12 protein-coding genes and 1 pseudogene are annotated in these 15,937 nt (G+C 64.0%); 7 read left to right on the forward strand and 6 right to left on the reverse strand.

The window, feature by feature from the left end; genetic code table 11:
- Window positions 1-234: pseudogene (locus CH293_RS28685) on the reverse strand (hypothetical protein); the annotation flags it as partial.
- Between the two features lie 55 nt (window positions 235-289).
- On the opposite strand from CH293_RS28685, the gene sthA reads away from it, so the two are divergent.
- The 4 genes from sthA (at window position 290) to CH293_RS24640 (ending at window position 6,694) form a co-directional block, all read left to right on the forward strand.
- Window positions 290-1,705 carry a Si-specific NAD(P)(+) transhydrogenase gene (sthA, locus tag CH293_RS24625; protein WP_019664076.1) on the forward strand — a complete coding sequence of 472 codons (1,416 nt, stop codon included), beginning with the start codon at window positions 290-292 and terminating at the stop codon, window positions 1,703-1,705.
- A 186-nt stretch (window positions 1,706-1,891) separates the two neighbouring features.
- Window positions 1,892-2,869 (forward strand): proteasome assembly chaperone family protein, encoded by a 978-nt coding sequence (locus CH293_RS24630; RefSeq protein WP_094721747.1) that lies wholly within the window; start codon window positions 1,892-1,894, stop codon window positions 2,867-2,869.
- A 216-nt stretch (window positions 2,870-3,085) separates the two neighbouring features.
- On the forward strand, window positions 3,086-4,123 hold the full coding sequence (locus tag CH293_RS24635; protein ID WP_037113345.1) for an alpha/beta fold hydrolase: 1,038 nt from the start codon (window positions 3,086-3,088) through the stop codon (window positions 4,121-4,123).
- A 60-nt stretch (window positions 4,124-4,183) separates the two neighbouring features.
- Window positions 4,184-6,694: an RNA helicase gene (locus CH293_RS24640; protein ID WP_037112897.1), complete on the forward strand. Its 2,511-nt coding sequence runs from the start codon at window positions 4,184-4,186 to the stop codon at window positions 6,692-6,694.
- On the opposite strand, the gene CH293_RS24645 is transcribed toward CH293_RS24640, so the two are convergent.
- Window positions 6,682-7,617: a LysR substrate-binding domain-containing protein gene (locus CH293_RS24645; protein WP_037112896.1), complete on the reverse strand. Its 936-nt coding sequence runs from the start codon at window positions 7,615-7,617 to the stop codon at window positions 6,682-6,684. The two genes, CH293_RS24640 and CH293_RS24645, sit on opposite strands and share 13 nt — an antisense overlap.
- Window positions 7,618-7,695: 78 nt before the next feature.
- Between CH293_RS24645 and CH293_RS24650 the strand changes: the two genes are divergently transcribed.
- Window positions 7,696-8,373 (forward strand): PhzF family phenazine biosynthesis protein, encoded by a 678-nt coding sequence (locus tag CH293_RS24650; RefSeq protein WP_037112894.1) that lies wholly within the window; start codon window positions 7,696-7,698, stop codon window positions 8,371-8,373.
- Here the strand turns inward: CH293_RS24650 and CH293_RS24655 are convergent.
- Entirely contained in the window at window positions 8,363-9,025 is a 663-nt protein-coding gene (locus CH293_RS24655) for a hypothetical protein (protein ID WP_037112893.1), read from the reverse strand. The two genes, CH293_RS24650 and CH293_RS24655, sit on opposite strands and share 11 nt — an antisense overlap.
- A 209-nt stretch (window positions 9,026-9,234) precedes the next feature.
- Here CH293_RS24655 and CH293_RS24660 point away from each other — a divergent pair, with 209 nt between their 5' ends.
- Complete coding sequence (locus tag CH293_RS24660; protein ID WP_037112892.1) at window positions 9,235-9,459, forward strand: hypothetical protein; 225 nt, start codon at window positions 9,235-9,237, stop codon at window positions 9,457-9,459.
- On the opposite strand, the gene CH293_RS24665 is transcribed toward CH293_RS24660, so the two are convergent.
- Together CH293_RS24665 and CH293_RS24670 are read right to left on the reverse strand one after the other, a co-directional pair.
- A complete protein-coding gene (locus tag CH293_RS24665; RefSeq protein ID WP_094721748.1) occupies window positions 9,443-10,702 on the reverse strand; it encodes an aspartate aminotransferase family protein in 1,260 nt (419 codons plus the stop codon). The two genes, CH293_RS24660 and CH293_RS24665, sit on opposite strands and share 17 nt — an antisense overlap.
- Before the next feature lie 10 nt (window positions 10,703-10,712).
- Window positions 10,713-11,357: a Pr6Pr family membrane protein gene (locus CH293_RS24670; protein ID WP_019664085.1), complete on the reverse strand. Its 645-nt coding sequence runs from the start codon at window positions 11,355-11,357 to the stop codon at window positions 10,713-10,715.
- 84 nt (window positions 11,358-11,441) lie between these two features.
- Here CH293_RS24670 and hrpA point away from each other — a divergent pair, with 84 nt between their 5' ends.
- Window positions 11,442-15,341 carry an ATP-dependent RNA helicase HrpA gene (gene hrpA, locus CH293_RS24675; protein ID WP_176460113.1) on the forward strand — a complete coding sequence of 1,300 codons (3,900 nt, stop codon included), beginning with the start codon at window positions 11,442-11,444 and terminating at the stop codon, window positions 15,339-15,341.
- Between the two features lie 11 nt (window positions 15,342-15,352).
- Here hrpA and nrdR read toward each other — a convergent pair whose 3' ends face one another.
- A complete protein-coding gene (gene nrdR, locus CH293_RS24680; RefSeq protein ID WP_026347603.1) occupies window positions 15,353-15,817 on the reverse strand; it encodes a transcriptional regulator NrdR in 465 nt (154 codons plus the stop codon).
- Between the last annotated feature and the right edge of the window lie 120 nt (window positions 15,818-15,937).

Below are 15,937 nucleotides of genomic sequence, written 5' to 3' on the forward strand. Positions count from 1 at the left end.
ATCGGTATGACAGACCCCACACGCGGCGATCCTCACCACGACATCGTTGGGACCAGGATCAGGAATAGTGACCTGCTCGATCGAGACCGGCTCACCCTTCGCCTTCGCGACCACGGCACGCACTGTTTGCGGCATTGCTTCCTCCACACTCGGGTTGAAATGTCCTGACATCACACTTCCACAACCCATGCAGGAGTAGCGACATTCGTACATGCCGAACTGTTCGGTGTTCACGTGCTTGTGACCGGAGCGGCATCCGAACTTCGCGCACGCGGAGTATTCATGATCCATGTCTGCATCGATGGAATACGACCTCGTGGTGATCGGCTCGGGACCCGGTGGGCAGAAGGCCGCCATCGCGGCGGCAAAGCTCGGTAAACGGGTTGCCATGGTGGAGAAGGGAAAGATGCTCGGCGGTGTCTGTGTGAACACCGGGACCATCCCGTCGAAAACTCTGCGCGAGGCCGTTCTGTACCTCACCGGAATGAATCAGAGAGAGCTGTACGGTGCCAGCTACCGTGTCAAGGCGAACATCACTCCGGCGGATCTGCTTGCTCGTACCGCTCATGTGATCGGCAAGGAGATCGAGGTCGTCCGCTCGCAGCTGCTGCGGAACCGAATCGAACTGATCACCGGTACGGGTCGCTTCCTGGATGCGCACACCGTCGACATCGACGACGACCAGCGTGGCGAGCGGATCACCGTCAAGGCGAAGAACGTCGTGATCGCCACGGGCACCGCCCCGGCGCGACCCGCGGACATCGAGTTCGACGACTACAGAGTCCTCGATTCCGACGGCATTCTGAATCTCGAGTTCATCCCCGCGTCGATGGTCGTGGTCGGCGCGGGCGTCATCGGGATCGAATACGCGTCGATGTTCGCTGCACTCGGCACGAAGGTGACCGTCGTCGAGAAGCGAGACACCATGCTGGACTTCTGCGACCGCGAGATCGTCGAATCACTGCAGTTCCATCTGCGTGATCTGGCGGTGACGTTCCGTTTCGGTGAAGCAGTCACGGCAGTGGATGTCGGACCGTCCGGAACGGTGACCACACTGGCCAGCGGTAAACGAATCCCGGCCGAAGCCGTCATGTACTCGGCGGGACGCCAGGGTTTGACCGATGCACTGTCACTGGAGAACGCGGGACTCGAGGCGGACGCTCGTGGCCGCATCTTCGTCGACGACAACTTCCAGACGAAGGTCGATCACATCTATGCGGTCGGGGACGTCATCGGGTTTCCTGCACTGGCCGCTACGTCGATGGATCAGGGACGATTGGCCGCGTACCACGCGTTCGGTGAACCGAGCAAAGGGCTGATGGACCTCCAGCCGATCGGAATCTACTCGATTCCCGAGGTTTCCTACGTAGGCGCCACGGAGGTGGAGCTGACGAAGAATTCCGTCCCGTACGAGGTGGGTGTGTCGCGCTATCGGGAGCTGGCACGAGGCCAGATTGCCGGTGATTCCTACGGCATGCTGAAGCTACTCGTGTCTACGGAGGACAGGTCGCTGTTGGGGGTGCACATCTTCGGTTCGGGAGCCACCGACCTGATCCACATCGGACAAGCAGTCATGGGGTGCGGTGGCTCCGTCGATTACCTGGTCGACGCCGTGTTCAACTACCCCACTTTGTCGGAGGCGTACAAGGTCGCGGCCCTGGACGTCACCAACAAGATCCGGGCACTCGAGAGTTTCGGGGGCTGACCGAAGTCTCGTCGAGCGGTCACGGGGAATGAACGACACGACCGGAGGTGTTCCACTGGGGAGTGGGCGTCGTGAAAGCGACTTCCGGTGCTACCGCCCGAACCGGACGAGTATCCTGTCTCGAAGTCGGTTTCGGCGTTTTCCTCGCGCACCGGGCCTCGAACGAACTAGCGAAAGGGGTCCGGCATGGACGAGAAGTCGAGTATGTACGAGCTGGAGTTTCCGGCTCCACAGATCTCTTCCAGCGACGGAGTGGGTCCGGTCCTGGTCCACGGTCTCGAAGGATTCTCGGACGCCGGTCATGCGGTCAAGCTGGCGACGAAGCATCTGCGGGAGACGCTGGAAACGGAGTTGGTCGCGTCGTTCGATGTGGACGAGCTGATCGACTATCGGTCGCGGCGCCCGACGATGTCTTTCAAGTCCGATCACTTCTCGGATTACGACGCTCCCGAGCTCAATCTGTACGCCGTCAAGGACAACACCGGCACGCCGTTCCTTCTGTTGTCCGGGATGGAGCCGGATCTGCGGTGGGAGAAGTTCACCACTGCGGTACGCCTTCTGGCCGAGCAACTCGGGGTTCGTCGCACCATCGGTCTCGGTTCGATCCCGATGGCCATCCCGCATACTCGCCCGCTCGGTGTGACGGCCCACTCGTCCAACAAGGACTTGGTTCCCGAGGATCAGAGCTGGTCCGGTGAACTGCAGGTTCCCGGTAGCGCCTCGTCGCTGCTCGAACTACGGATGGCCCAGCACGGTCACGAGTCCATGGGATTCTCCGTTCACGTTCCGCACTACCTCGCGCAGACGGATTACCCGGCGGCCGCGGAGACCTTGCTCGAGAACGTCAGCACCGCCGGCGAGCTCGACCTCCCCCTCGTCGCGCTGGGGCAGGCGGCGGCTCGCGTCAAAGAACAAGTCGACGAGCACATCACCGGCAACGAGGAAGTCCAGTCGGTCGTGCACGCGCTGGAGCGTCAGTACGACACGTACGTCGCAGCCCAGGAGCAGCAGTCGACCTTGTTGGCGAAGGATCAGGACCTTCCGAGCGGTGACGAACTGGGTGCGGAATTCGAGAAGTTCCTCGCCGAGCAGACCGGTTTCGGCACCGAGTCCGGTGCCCCGACCGACCCGGACGCCACGGACGAGGGCCACGACAACCCCTGATCGGTTTCGGTGACCGATTCTTCACGGGCGATGTCAGGTGTGATGTTTCACCCCTGACATCGCCCTTTTCGGTGTAACGAACAGCCCCCGACAAGCCGAAACATACCTGTAACTGTAAATCCGCTCGATATCTCGCCGATGCCGCGAACTCGTGCGAGAGTCTTAGTCGAGATCCCTGCCACGGCAGGACGGAATTCGTCGGACGAAGGAGGCGGTATGAGCAATCCGCGCACACGCAAGCTGCGTCCGGTGCCGGATTCTGCACCGCGGCTCGCCTTCCGCACCGTCCATGGGTACAGGCGCGCTTACCGGATCGCAGGCGAGGGACCTGTGTTGCTGCTCATCCATGGGATCGGCGACAACTCCGAGACCTGGAACGACGTCATTCCCCACCTCGCGCAGAACTACACCGTCATCGCACCCGATCTACTCGGGCACGGGCAGTCGGACAAACCTCGCGCGGACTATTCGGTGGCTGCCTACGCCAACGGGATGCGGGATCTACTGTCGGTGCTCGGCATCGAGCACGTGACGGTCGTCGGGCATTCGCTCGGTGGTGGCGTCGCGATGCAGTTCTCGTACCAGTTCCCGCACATGGTCGACCGTCTCGTCCTGGTGGCATCCGGAGGCGTGACGAAGGACGTTCATCCGATCCTGAGGATCGCCTCGCTCCCCCTCGTCAGCGAGGCCGTGAAGTTGCTGCGTATCCCGGGTGCACTGTCTCTGGTGAAGCTGGCCGGGTCGGTCGTGGGACGAGTCAATGGATCTCCGCTTCGACCGGGTGGGCTGCTGCACGACACCCCGGACCTCGTGCGTGTGCTGAGCGGTCTCCCCGACCCGACTGCGTCCGAGGCATATCTACGCACCCTTCGAGCCGTCGTCGATTGGCGGGGACAGGTGGTGACGATGCTCGATCGCTGCTATCTCACCGAAAGCCTGCCTGTCCTCCTGGTCTGGGGCGACGAGGATTCGGTGATTCCGATCAGCCACGCGCGCCTCGCGCATGCAGCGATGCCCGGGTCGAAGCTCGAGGTGTTTCGCAGATCCGGTCACTTCCCGTTCCGCGACGACCCGATTCGATTCCTCCGCGTACTCGAAGCATTCTTCGACGAGACGACGACGCTCGAGTTCGACGAGGCGCGGTGGCGACACCTCCTTGCGACAGGGGTCGGGGAGGACATGATCTCCGGCAGTGCGAGTACACGTCTGGCCGTGCTCGGCGCGATGGGTTCGGACGAGCGCAGCGCCACGTGACGGCCGGGCTCGAAGGACTCCGGTGACATCGACTTCCCCGTCGACCCATAACCTGTAGAGGTGCTCCTCTTCGATCTCGTCCCCGATCCCACCACCGACGAGGCGCAGGATCCGGACACCCTGTTCGACATCTTCCAGGAGTGGACGGCCGAGCGCGGCCTGTCGCTGTATCCGGCGCAGGAAGAGGCGCTGATCGAGCTGGTGTCGGGCTCCAACGTCATCCTGGCCACGCCCACCGGATCGGGCAAATCCATGGTTGCCGTCGGTGCCCACTTCGCGGCCGTGGCTGCAGGGCGGCGGACGTTCTACACCGCGCCCATCAAAGCTCTCGTCAGCGAGAAGTTCTTCGCTCTCTGCGACATCTTCGGAGCACAGAACGTCGGGATGATGACAGGTGACGCCTCGGTCAACGCAGGAGCGCCCATCATCTGCGCCACGGCGGAGATCGTCGCGAACCTGGCGCTGCGCCAGGGCGCGGACTCGGACATCGGACAGGTCGTCATGGACGAGTTCCACTACTACTCCGAGCCGGATCGCGGTTGGGCCTGGCAGGTTCCTCTGATCGAACTCCCGAACGCGCAGTTCCTTCTGATGTCCGCCACCCTCGGTGACGTCTCGTTCTTCCGGGACGATCTGACCAGGCGCACGGGGCGGGTGACCACGGTGGTGTCCGGCACGGAACGACCGGTCCCCCTGATGTTCTCGTACGTCACCACACCGATCAGCGAAACCATCGCGGAACTCGTCGAGACACACCTCGCCCCGGTCTACGTCGTGCACTTCACGCAAGCAGCTGCCCTCGAGCGCGCTCAGGCTCTTACCTCCGTCAACGTCGCGTCCAAGCAGGAGAAGGCCCAGATCGCGGACGCGATCGGCCAGTTCCGCTTCACGACCGGATTCGGCAAGACGCTGTCTCGGCTGGTCCGCCACGGCATCGGGGTCCACCACGCGGGGATGCTGCCCAAGTATCGACGACTCGTGGAGAAACTTGCTCAGGACGGCCTGCTCAAGGTCATCTGCGGTACCGACACGCTGGGCGTCGGCATCAACGTCCCGATCAGAACGGTGCTGTTCACCGGGCTGACCAAGTACGACGGGGTTCGTACGCGCCAACTCCGCGCCCGCGAGTTCCATCAGATTGCAGGCCGCGCTGGGCGCGCGGGGTACGACACCCTCGGGACCGTCGTCGTCGAGGCGCCGGAACACGACATCGAGAACGCACGTCTGGTCGCCAAAGCAGGTGACGACCCCAAGAAGCTCAAGCGCGTTCAACGCAAGAAGGCACCGGACGGGTTCGTGTCCTGGGGTGAGCCGACGTTCGAGCGGATCGTCGCGGCAAGCCCGGAGCCACTGACGTCCCGTTTCTCGGTGAACAACTCCATGCTTCTCAATGTCATTGCCCGGCCCGGGAATTGCTTCACCGCGATGCGCCACCTGCTCGAGGACAGTCACGAGACTCGCCCCGCCCAACGCAAACACATTCTTCGGGCGATCACCCTCTACCGCGGGCTCGTTGCCGCCGGAATCGTCGAGCAATCGACCGAGCCGGATGCCGACGGAAAATACGCCCGCTTGACGATGGACCTGCAACCGGACTTCGCGCTGAATCAGCCGCTGTCCCCGTTCGCGCTGGCGTCGTTCGAACTGCTGGACACGGAATCCGCGACACACGCCCTCGACGTCGTGTCGATCATCGAATCGACATTGGACGACCCACGCCAGATCTTGATGGCTCAGCAGCACGCCGCACGCGGTGAAGCGGTAGCGCAGATGAAAGCCGACGGCATCGAGTACGACGAGCGGATGGAGCTCCTCGAAGAGGTGACGTGGCCCAAGCCGTTGTCCGAGCTCCTCGTCCCCGCGTTCGAGATCTACAGGGGAGGCCACCCCTGGTTGAACGACGTTGCGTTGTCGCCGAAATCCGTCGTCCGCGACATGATCGAACGGACCATGACGTTCGCGGAACTGATCAGTCACTACGGGCTCAGCCGCTCCGAGGGACTCGTTCTCCGCTACCTCGCCGATGCCTATCGGGCACTACGCCAGACGGTTCCCCCCGAGGCCAGGACGGAGGAGGTGCAGGACATCACCGAATGGTTGGGCGAGCTGGTCCGTCAGGTCGACTCCAGCCTGCTCGACGAATGGGAGAACCTGACCGACCCCGGTGAGGAGCCGGAGACCAGGCCGGAGGCGTACGGCGGGGATTCTCCGAAACCGATCACCGCCAACCCCAGGGCTTTTCGAGTCATGGTCCGCAACGCCGTCTTCAAGCGAATCGAACTCGCCGCCGGGCGCCGATGGAATGCTCTCGACGAGCTCGACGACGGCCCCGACTGGGAATTCGATCTGGCACCGTACTTCGAGGAGTACGGGGAGATGGGCACCGGCCCGTCGGCGCGGGGCCCGGCCCTGTTCGATCTCGTCGTGGGCAAGGACGAGACGACGGTGCGGCAGATCATCGAAGATCCCAATGGGGACCAGGGATGGTCGCTCGTCGGAACGATCGACCTCGAGGAATCGAATGCTGCGGGTGAGATCGTGTTCGACGAGATCGTGGTTCAGGCGGGCTGATTCGGGCCGGCCACCCGGGCACCGATGCGAGAGATGAGGTCGGCGATCGCTCGATACTCGTCGCCGCGCGCACTCGACGCTCGGTGGACCAGTCCCATCGTGCGGCCGGGTTTGGGGTCCGCGAATTCGCCGATACCGAGTGCTCCCCTGCCGGTTTCCACCTCCACCGCCGAACGCGGGACGAGTGTCACGCCGAGACCGCCCGCGACGCACTGAACGACGGTGGCCAGAGACGTCGCCCTCGTGTCGCTCGACATCGGCGCACCGTCGACGGATCGACACAGATCGAGTGTCTGATCACGAAGACAGTGCCCGTCGTCCAGGAGCAACATGGGTTGCCCCGCGAGGACGTTCAGCGCGAGCCCGGTTCGGCCCGCAAGATCGTGGGCAGGCGGCACGACCAAGACGAAGTCCTCGGTGTACACGGGGATTTCGACCAGACCGTTCTCTTCGGTCGGCAACGCGACGACGGCAGCTTCTATCGCACCGCTCCGCAGCGAGGCGAGCAGTCGTTCGGTCTGGTCCTCCACGATGAACGGCACGACATCCGGATACTCGGCACCGATTGCCGGCAGCAGGGCGGGCAGAACGTACGGTGCGACGGTGGGAATGAGGCCCAACCGGAGCGGGCCCGCCAACGTGCTGCCCAAGCCGGACGCTTCCGTGACGAAGCCGTCCGCCGCTTCCAGAGTGGCTCGCGCCCGCCCCAGGAGCTGATTGCCTGCAGTGGTCACCAGCACCTTTCGCGTGCTGCGCTCGACCAGCTGGACGCCGAGGCCCTGCTCCAGCGATGCGAGCGCTTGCGAGAGCGTCGGCTGGCTGACCTTCAGCCGTGCTGCCGCGGTACCGAAATGGCGGTGCTCGGCGACCGCCACGAATGCGCGCAACTGCGACAGCGTCGGCTGATAACTCTGATCGGACATACCGATCAGTCTAGGCCAACTCATCGGCAACACCTTTCGCCCGGAGTGCTTGTCAGCGCTCGCGTAGACTCTGCCGCCATGGGTATCGACGTGTCGGTAGTGCGAGTGTTCACCGATCAGGACGGCAACTACGGCAATCCCCTGGGAATCGTCGACGCCCAGGACGTCCCCGAGAACGAACGACAGGCACTGGCGCATCGATTGGGATTCAGCGAAACCATCTTCTACAGCCGCAGTTCGGGCGATCCGGCTCGCGCCGAAGCGACCATCTACACCCCGGCGCAGGAGCTGCCGTTCGCCGGACATCCCACGGTCGGGCTGTCGTGGTGGCTGCGCGCACAGGGCACCCCGATAGATGTATTGACCGTTCCCGCTTCCGACCTCGCGGTCCGCTACGACGGTGACATGTCCTGGATCAGAGCCAAACAGGAATGGACACCGCACTTCGTCGAGCATCACCTGGACTCCGCTGCCGACGTCGACGAACTCGATGCCGCGTCGTTCGCCGATGATCACCACTACGCCTGGGCCTGGACAGACGAAGGCGCGGGGCACATCAGGTCACGAATGTTCGCACCCAGCATGGGAATTGCCGAGGACGAGGCCACCGGCGCGGCGGCAGTCTGGATCACCGGAGTACTCGGGCGGGCACTCGTCGTCGCTCAGGGACGCGGTTCCGTTCTCGTCACCGGTCGCGACGGGGACTGGATCGAGCTGGGTGGTCGTACCGTGTCGGAGAACACCATCACCGTGTGACAGCGGGCACGTCGACGAAAATTTCGTCGCCGAGCGTGACGCCGGGCGCAAGAGGGAGCCGATCGCCGCTCCAGAACTTTCCGGGGTCGAACCAGTTCGCCTTCTTGTTGCCCGTCAGCAACCCCATCGAGTCGTACGTCATCGCAACCACTTCCGCGCAGTACGCGGTTTCGAGTGCCGCGGATCCGGCGGCCTCGTCCTCGCGTGATCGGCGACGAAACGTCGGTACCCGTCCCTTGAACCAACTGCCCGCCAACTTCGCCGTCGTCGGGAACGCGGTTCCGTCCATCCGCGCGATGGTGCGCATCAGCGCATCCTCCTGCTCGCGGGTCACGGGCTCACTCAACTGCCGCAGCCAGCATCGCTGAGAGTACTTGTCGGACCACTGCAGAACCGCCGCTCGCAGGTCGTGCAATTGGACTCCGCGCTGAAAATTGCCCGTCCACATGTCCTGCAGCGTCTTCCCCAGCTCGGCATGCCACATCAGCGGCGGAAGATCGTCGACGACCACGGCCATTCCGACGTGGTTCACCGGACTGTTGGTCAACGTCTGTATCGCCCGATCGGCCGCCGAATGTCCACGGAAGATCCAGATGTCACCGGTTCGAGTGGCATCGACAGCAGTGTCGAGCGAAATCGACGAAACAGTCATGAGACCCAGCGTAAAGGGGTCGTTTCTGCCGGCTCCACTCCCGGCCATCCTGGGTCGTTCCTGCCGGCTCCACTCCCGGCCATCCTGGGTCGTTCCTGCCGGCTCCACTCCCGGCCATCATGGGTCGTTCCTGCCGGCTCCACACCCGGCCATCCTGGGTCGTTCCTGCCGGCTCCACTCCCGGCCCCGCATCCCAGTACGGTGAAGCGATGAAGCTGTGGAAGCTACTCGGCCTCGCGGGCGTCGTCGGTGTCGCGGCCACCGGAGCACTCGTCGTGAAGTCCGAGCGCACTCGCCGCGCCTACGCACCGGACGAGGTACGCGCGCAGTTGCACCGTCGGTTCGCCGAGGCTGCGGAAACCGAACCGCCGCCATCACTGCCCACACCGACTCGCGGGCAGCGCCTCCGGGCCAGGTTCAGCCGAGCGCGCTGAGAATACGAGTCGCGAGCTCCTGCACCTGGGCGTCGGTCATGACGAACGCCGGAGAGATCTGCATGGCTCCCTGTCCGGCTGCGCGGCCGGACACCCCGTGCTCGCGGAGTGTCTTGACGAACGGCAAGGCTTCGGCTGGATCCGCGAGCTGGATCGCCGCCACCGCACCGAGCCCGCTGCGCACTTCCTGAACACGCGGGTGATCGGCGAGCGGCGCGAGGTAGGTCTGCAACGACGACTCCAGGCGAGCGGATTCCTGCAGGAGGTTCTCGCGTTCGACGATGTCGAGGTTGGCGAGGGCCGCGGCGGCCGCACCGGCGTGGCCGCCGTAGGTGTACCCGTGCCTCCACCAGGCTCCGCCTGCGAAGAACGGCTCGGCGATCTGTGGGGCGATGAACACTGCACCCATCGGAACGTATCCCGAGGTGAGCCCTTTGGCGGTGGTCATCAGATCCGGTGCGAGATCGAACCGAGAGGACGCGAACCACGATCCGCCGATACGGCCGAACCCGGTGACGACCTCGTCCGCGACGAACAGCACGTCATTGTCTCGGCAGATCTGCCTGACCTCCGCCAGGTAACCGTCCGGCGGCAGGTAGACGCCACCGGCGCCGATGATGGGTTCACAGAAGAAGGCAGCGACCTTATCGGACCCGACCTCTTCGATCAGTGCCAGCAAACTCTTCGCGTCGTCCCACGCGACAGTCCTGGCGTCGGGCATCAGTGTGCCGTAGTTCTCGTGGTTGACCGGAATGCCGGCTAGTGACGTGCCCGCCACGTGCATACCGTGATACGCCTTCTGCCGCCCCACGATCAGCGTCTTCTCGGGCTTGCCCACCTCGTGCCAGTAGCGCCGAGCCAGCTTGGCCGCGGTGTCGATCGAGTCGGATCCGCCCGAGGTGAAGAAGATCTTGCTGCCTGCAACCGGCGCGATCTCGGCGAGACGCTCGGCGAGGACCGACGTTGTCTCCGGCACGAAGTCTCCGAAGTTGGAGTAATGCGCAAGGGAAGACAGTTGGGTCGCCACCGCGTCGGCGATCTCGCGACGACCGTGCCCGACGTTGGTGAACCAGAGTCCGGCAGTGGCGTCGAGGTACTCGTTACCGTCGCGGTCGTAGATGTAGGCGCCGTCACCGCGGGCGACGACGAACGGCCCGGACGCGGTGACTGCGCCCATGTCGGCGAAACCGTGCCACAGCGCGGAGTGTCTGGATTCGAAACTCGGTTCGGTCGCGGAAGACATGCTCCGAAGCCTAGTCACTGCGGTCGTCCGCGCCACTGCCGAGTCGCCATCTGCTGCCGAGTCGGCCGACGGCGTTCACGGCGAGTGCCATCAGCACGAATGCCACGGTCAGCACCACCAGTCCGATGACGAGCGCGACATAACCTTGCCCTCGCGGGTCGAGGAACGGGTAGGGGTACCAGTCGACGATCGGGCCTCGAATCAGGCTGTAGATCCCGTAGACGAGCGGAAACAGCAGCCACAGAAGAGACCGCGCCTCCGAGATCCGCTTGCGTGCGGGAACGATCACCCAGTCGAGAAGCAGGACCACCGGCATGATTCTGTGCACCACGTTGTTGGTCCACGGATCCGCGACACCGACGTCGATGTTCGCCAGAAGAACGGCGTAGATGATCCCGGTGATCACCATGTACAGCGTCACGGCACCCCGGAACAACTGCCATCCCTCGCCTGGAGGATCGACGATGCCGCCGATACCCAGCACGACGACGGTCAGCACGTTGCTCAGGACGGTGAAGTAACTGAAATAGTTCGCGACCGAGAAACCTTCGGTCCCGACACCTTTCGCGAGAATCGTCGCCAGTGCTGCGGCTGTCAGAAGAGCGAACCCAACCCTCGCAATTCTGATTACTATCGACGTGGAATCGGTAGGCATAGCCGATCTTTGCACAGGCCGACGACCCATCGGTGTGTACCGCGCCGACACCGCGGACGCTGCAGCAACTATCCTTGTGCCAGCATGTCTACCTCATCCACCGCAGAACGTCGTCGCGCACTGTCGACCAGATTGGCCGACGTCTCGATTCGGGACGAACACCGGCTGCGTCGCAGACTCGACCGCGCCCGCACACCCGACGCCGTCGACACCGTCGAACGTGAGGTCGCGAAGGCGGAATCGGTGGTCGCGAACCGGCGCGCGGCGCTGCCCCGTATCGAGTATCCCGAGTCGCTACCCGTCAGTCTCCGCAAGAACGACATCGCCGACGCCATCGCGAACAACCAGGTCGTGATCGTCGCCGGTGAAACGGGATCGGGCAAGACGACGCAGATACCCAAGATCTGCTTGGAACTGGGACGCGGCATCAGAGGATCGATCGGGCACACGCAGCCTCGTCGTCTCGCAGCACGGACCGTCGCCGAACGCATCGCCGAGGAAGTGGGCGAATCGATCGGTGAGTCGGTGGGCTACAAGGTCCGGTTCACCGATCAGTCGTCGGATTCGACGCTCGTGAAGCTCATGACCGACGGCATTCTGCTGGCCGAGATCCAACGTGACCGCCTTCTGCGGCAGTACGACACGCTCATCATCGACGAGGCACACGAACGCAGCCTCAACATCGACTTCATCCTCGGCTATCTGGCTCAGCTCCTCCCCCGCCGCCCGGATCTGAAGGTGATCATCACCTCCGCCACCATCGACCCGGAACGGTTCGCCCAGCACTTCGCACGGGACGGCGTTGCGGCGCCTATCGTCGAAGTGTCCGGCCGCACGTTCCCTGTGGAGATGCGGTATCGCCCGCTGTCCATCGATGTCGACGACAGCACCGTGGATCTCGATCCGGTGGACGCCACGTGCGACGCCGTCGCCGAGCTGATCGGCGAGGGCGACGGCGACATCCTGGTCTTCCTGTCCGGCGAGCGCGAGATTCGTGACACTGCGGATGCACTGCGCGAGAGACAGTTCCGCGGAACCGAGATAGTGCCACTGTATGCGCGCCTGTCGGCGGCCGAGCAGCATCGAGTGTTCACCCCGCACACGGGCCGACGAGTCGTACTGTCCACCAACGTCGCGGAGACCTCGTTGACGGTTCCTGGCATCCGGTACGTGGTGGACCCCGGAACAGCTCGCATCTCCCGCTATTCACTGCGGACCAAAGTCCAGCGGCTGCCGATCGAGCCCATCTCCCAGGCGTCCGCCAGGCAGCGGGCAGGCCGGTGCGGACGCGTCGCCGACGGAATCTGCATCCGACTCTATTCGGAGGACGACTTCGAGTCCCGTCCCCAGTTCACCGAGCCGGAGATCCTGCGGACCAACCTGGCGTCGGTCATCCTGCAGATGACGTCCCTCGGTCTGGGGAAGATCCAGGAGTTTCCGTTCGTCGAGGCGCCCGACCCGCGCAGCATTCGGGACGGAATCGGCCTGCTCGAGGAGCTCGGTGCGCTGAAACCGTCCAGCGGAACCGGCGAACCGGAGCTCACGCCCATCGGGCGCGAGCTCGCGGCTCTGCCCGTGGATCCTCGAATGGGTCGGATGTTGGTGGAAGCCAACAACACCGGGGCACTCGCCGATGCTCTCGTCGTCGTGTCGGCATTGTCCATCCAGGACGTACGGGAGCGTCCCACCGAACACCAGCAAGCCGCCGACGAACAGCATGCACGCTTCGCCGTCCCCAACTCGGATTTCCTGGCGTACGTCGAGTTGTGGAAGTACCTTCGGGACCGGCGAACCGACTTGTCCTCCAACCAGTTTCGCAGAATGTGCCGTGCCGAGTTCCTGCACTACCTGCGCATCAGGGAATGGCAGGACCTGCACGGTCAACTGCGGCAGATCACCCGAGGGATGGGGTGGACCATCCCCGATTCCCCGTCGACCCCGACAGCTCTGCACCAGTCTCTTCTCTCGGGTCTGCTGTCGCACATCGGCCTTCGCGAGGGTGACAAACGCGAATTCCTCGGTGCGCGCGGCACTCACTTCGCGGTGTTCCCCGGCAGTGGATTGTTCAAGAACCCTCCGCGTTGGGTGATGGCCGCCGAACTCGTGGAGACCGGACGGTTGTGGGGCCGAATGGCAGCGCGAATCGAACCGGAGTGGGCCGAGCGGCTCGCACCGCATCTGGTCAAGCGGACGTACTCGGAACCGCACTGGTCCACCAAACGCCAAGCCGCAATGGCCTACGAGCGCGTCACGCTCTACGGCATCCCACTGGTCGCAGGCAGGCCCGTCAACTATCACACCGTCGACCCGGAGGCGTCACGCGAGCTGTTCATCCGGCACGCACTCGTACAGGGCGAGTGGAAGACTCAGCACCCGTTCTTCCACAGGAACCGTGAGTTGTTGGACGACGTAGGCGAGTTGGAGAACAAGGCCCGCCGCCGCGACATCGTCGTCGACGACGATGCACTGTTCGACTTCTACGACGCACGGATCGGCGCGGAGGCCGTGTCCGCCCGTCACTTCGACACCTGGTGGAAGAAAACTCGCCGGAGTACACCCGATCTTCTCGACTTCACCACCGAGACGGTGGTGAATGCTGACGCGGCGTCGGTTCTCGGCGGCGATTACCCCGATGCGTGGCGACAGGGAGAGATCCTCTTCCCCCTCACCTATCAGTTCGAACCGGGGTCCGAAGCCGACGGTGTCACAGCCAGGATCCCGATCGCACTTCTCGCACAGGTCCAGCCGGTGGGGTTCGACTGGCTCGTGCCCGGTATGCGCGCAGAACTTGTCACGGCCCTGATCAAACTTCTGCCCAAGGCCCAACGGCGCACCGTCGTTCCTGCACCCGACTTCGCCTCTGCCGCTTTGGCGTCGATGAAACCGCGCTCGGAGCCGATCGTGACAGCGCTGGCTCGTGAACTCTCGCGGCTGGGGTCCACACGAATCGATCCGGACGATGTCGATCTGGGTTCTCTGCCCGCACATCTGAGGATGACGTTCGTCGCGGTCGACACCGACGGCAAGACGCTCGGATCGAACAAGGACCTGGTTGCACTGCGAAAAGCACTGGCGCCTCGAGTCGATCGTGAAGTCGCGAGTGCGGTGGGTGTAGCCGAGCGACCGGCGACCCTGGCATGGACGTCGTCGACGCTGGGAACCTTGGACGCAACGGTCTCCACATCGGTCGCGGGACAGACGGTGACCGGTTACCCGGCCCTCATACAGGAAGACGGCGGCGTGGCCGTCCGTGTTCTCAGCACCCCGGCTGCTCAGCGCGCCGCGATGCGCGAAGGAACGCGCGCACTTCTTCTGGAGTCGGCACCACGAGGCACGAAGGCGTTGCTTGCCGGCATCCCGACGCGTGAACGACTGGCCCTCGGCCAGAACCCCTACGGCAGCGTCGAAAGCCTGCTCGACGACTGCAGGAAAACTGCTGTCGACGAGTCGATGACCACGCACGGAGGTCCTGTCCGGTCTCCCGAGAAGTTCGCGGTACTCGCCGCCGCGGTCGGAGCCGACACCGCTCGACGGACCAGCGAGATACTCGGACTGGTTCGGCCGATTCTCACCGCAGCACTGGAACTGCGTTCCGTATTGGATCCACTACAGGGCGACGCGGCCGACGATGTACGAGAACAGCTGTCTTCACTGGTGTTCGACGGTTTCGTGTTCGAGTTCGGATCGACGCGCCTCGTGGATATCCCGCGCTATCTCAACGCCGCGACGGCACGCCTGAATTCTCTGCCGAGCAGTGCCGGACGTGACGATGCAGGTATGGACGTACTCGACCGCGTGTACGAGGCATACGACAGGATGCTCCGCTCGCTACCGGAGACCAAGCACCACACTTCAGCGGTGCAGGATGTGTTCTGGATGATCGAAGAACTGCGAGTCGGCCTGTTCGCGCAGAGCATCCGCACGGCCTATCCGGTGTCGGAGAAGCGTCTCATGCGGGCCATGGAGGTCGCGGCACGCTCGTGAACCGGCGAGCGTCAGTCGACCGCGGCAGCCTGCCGGTGCGCACGAAGATCGAGTATTTCCTTCTCGAAATCCTCGGCGGAGCTGAACGAGCGGTACACCGACGCGAACCTCAGGTAGGCGACCTCGTCGAGGTCACGCAGGGGGCCGAGAATGGCCAGACCCACCTCGTGGCTGGGGATCTCGGCCGATCCCGACGCTCGGACCGCATCCTCGACCTGCTGTGAGAGCAGATTCAACGCATCGTTGTCGACATCGCGGCCCTGGCATGCGCGTCGCACACCCTTGACGACCTTCTCCCTGGAAAAGGGCTCCGTCACCCCACTGCGCTTCACCACAGCCAGCACCGCAGTCTCGACAGTGGTGAACCGACGGCCGCATTCCGGGCACGAACGTCGACGACGAATTGCCTGACCCTCGTCTGCTTCCCGCGAATCCACCACGCGCGAGTCGGGGTGTCTGCAGAACGGGCAATGCATGGTTGAGCCTCCGTCGTAGCCGTCACGCACCCCCGAACGGCACACAGGAGGCACAGGCTTCGAGGATACTCGGAGCGGAACCGAGCCGGCTCCGTCCCCTGGCAGACGGGGCAGACACAA

It is taken from the genome of Rhodococcus sp. 14-2470-1b (genome assembly GCF_002259415.1).
GTDB lineage: Bacteria > Actinomycetota > Actinomycetes > Mycobacteriales > Mycobacteriaceae > Rhodococcoides.

What these genes read in the sequence shown, in the direction of transcription:
- CH293_RS24645 (WP_037112896.1), bottom strand. Translation starts at nt 7,617, where the DNA reads ATGTCCGATCAGAGTTATCAGCCGACGCTGTCGCAGTTGCGCGCATTC.
- hrpA (WP_176460113.1), top strand. Translation starts at nt 11,442, where the DNA reads ATGTCTACCTCATCCACCGCAGAACGTCGTCGCGCACTGTCGACCAGA.
- CH293_RS24650 (WP_037112894.1), top strand. Translation starts at nt 7,696, where the DNA reads ATGGGTATCGACGTGTCGGTAGTGCGAGTGTTCACCGATCAGGACGGC.
- CH293_RS24630 (WP_094721747.1), top strand. Translation starts at nt 1,892, where the DNA reads ATGGACGAGAAGTCGAGTATGTACGAGCTGGAGTTTCCGGCTCCACAG.
- CH293_RS24635 (WP_037113345.1), top strand. Translation starts at nt 3,086, where the DNA reads ATGAGCAATCCGCGCACACGCAAGCTGCGTCCGGTGCCGGATTCTGCA.
- CH293_RS24665 (WP_094721748.1), bottom strand. Translation starts at nt 10,702, where the DNA reads ATGTCTTCCGCGACCGAACCGAGTTTCGAATCCAGACACTCCGCGCTG.
- CH293_RS24670 (WP_019664085.1), bottom strand. Translation starts at nt 11,357, where the DNA reads ATGCCTACCGATTCCACGTCGATAGTAATCAGAATTGCGAGGGTTGGG.
- nrdR (WP_026347603.1), bottom strand. Translation starts at nt 15,817, where the DNA reads ATGCATTGCCCGTTCTGCAGACACCCCGACTCGCGCGTGGTGGATTCG.
- CH293_RS24660 (WP_037112892.1), top strand. Translation starts at nt 9,235, where the DNA reads ATGAAGCTGTGGAAGCTACTCGGCCTCGCGGGCGTCGTCGGTGTCGCG.
- sthA (WP_019664076.1), top strand. Translation starts at nt 290, where the DNA reads ATGTCTGCATCGATGGAATACGACCTCGTGGTGATCGGCTCGGGACCC.
- CH293_RS24655 (WP_037112893.1), bottom strand. Translation starts at nt 9,025, where the DNA reads ATGACTGTTTCGTCGATTTCGCTCGACACTGCTGTCGATGCCACTCGA.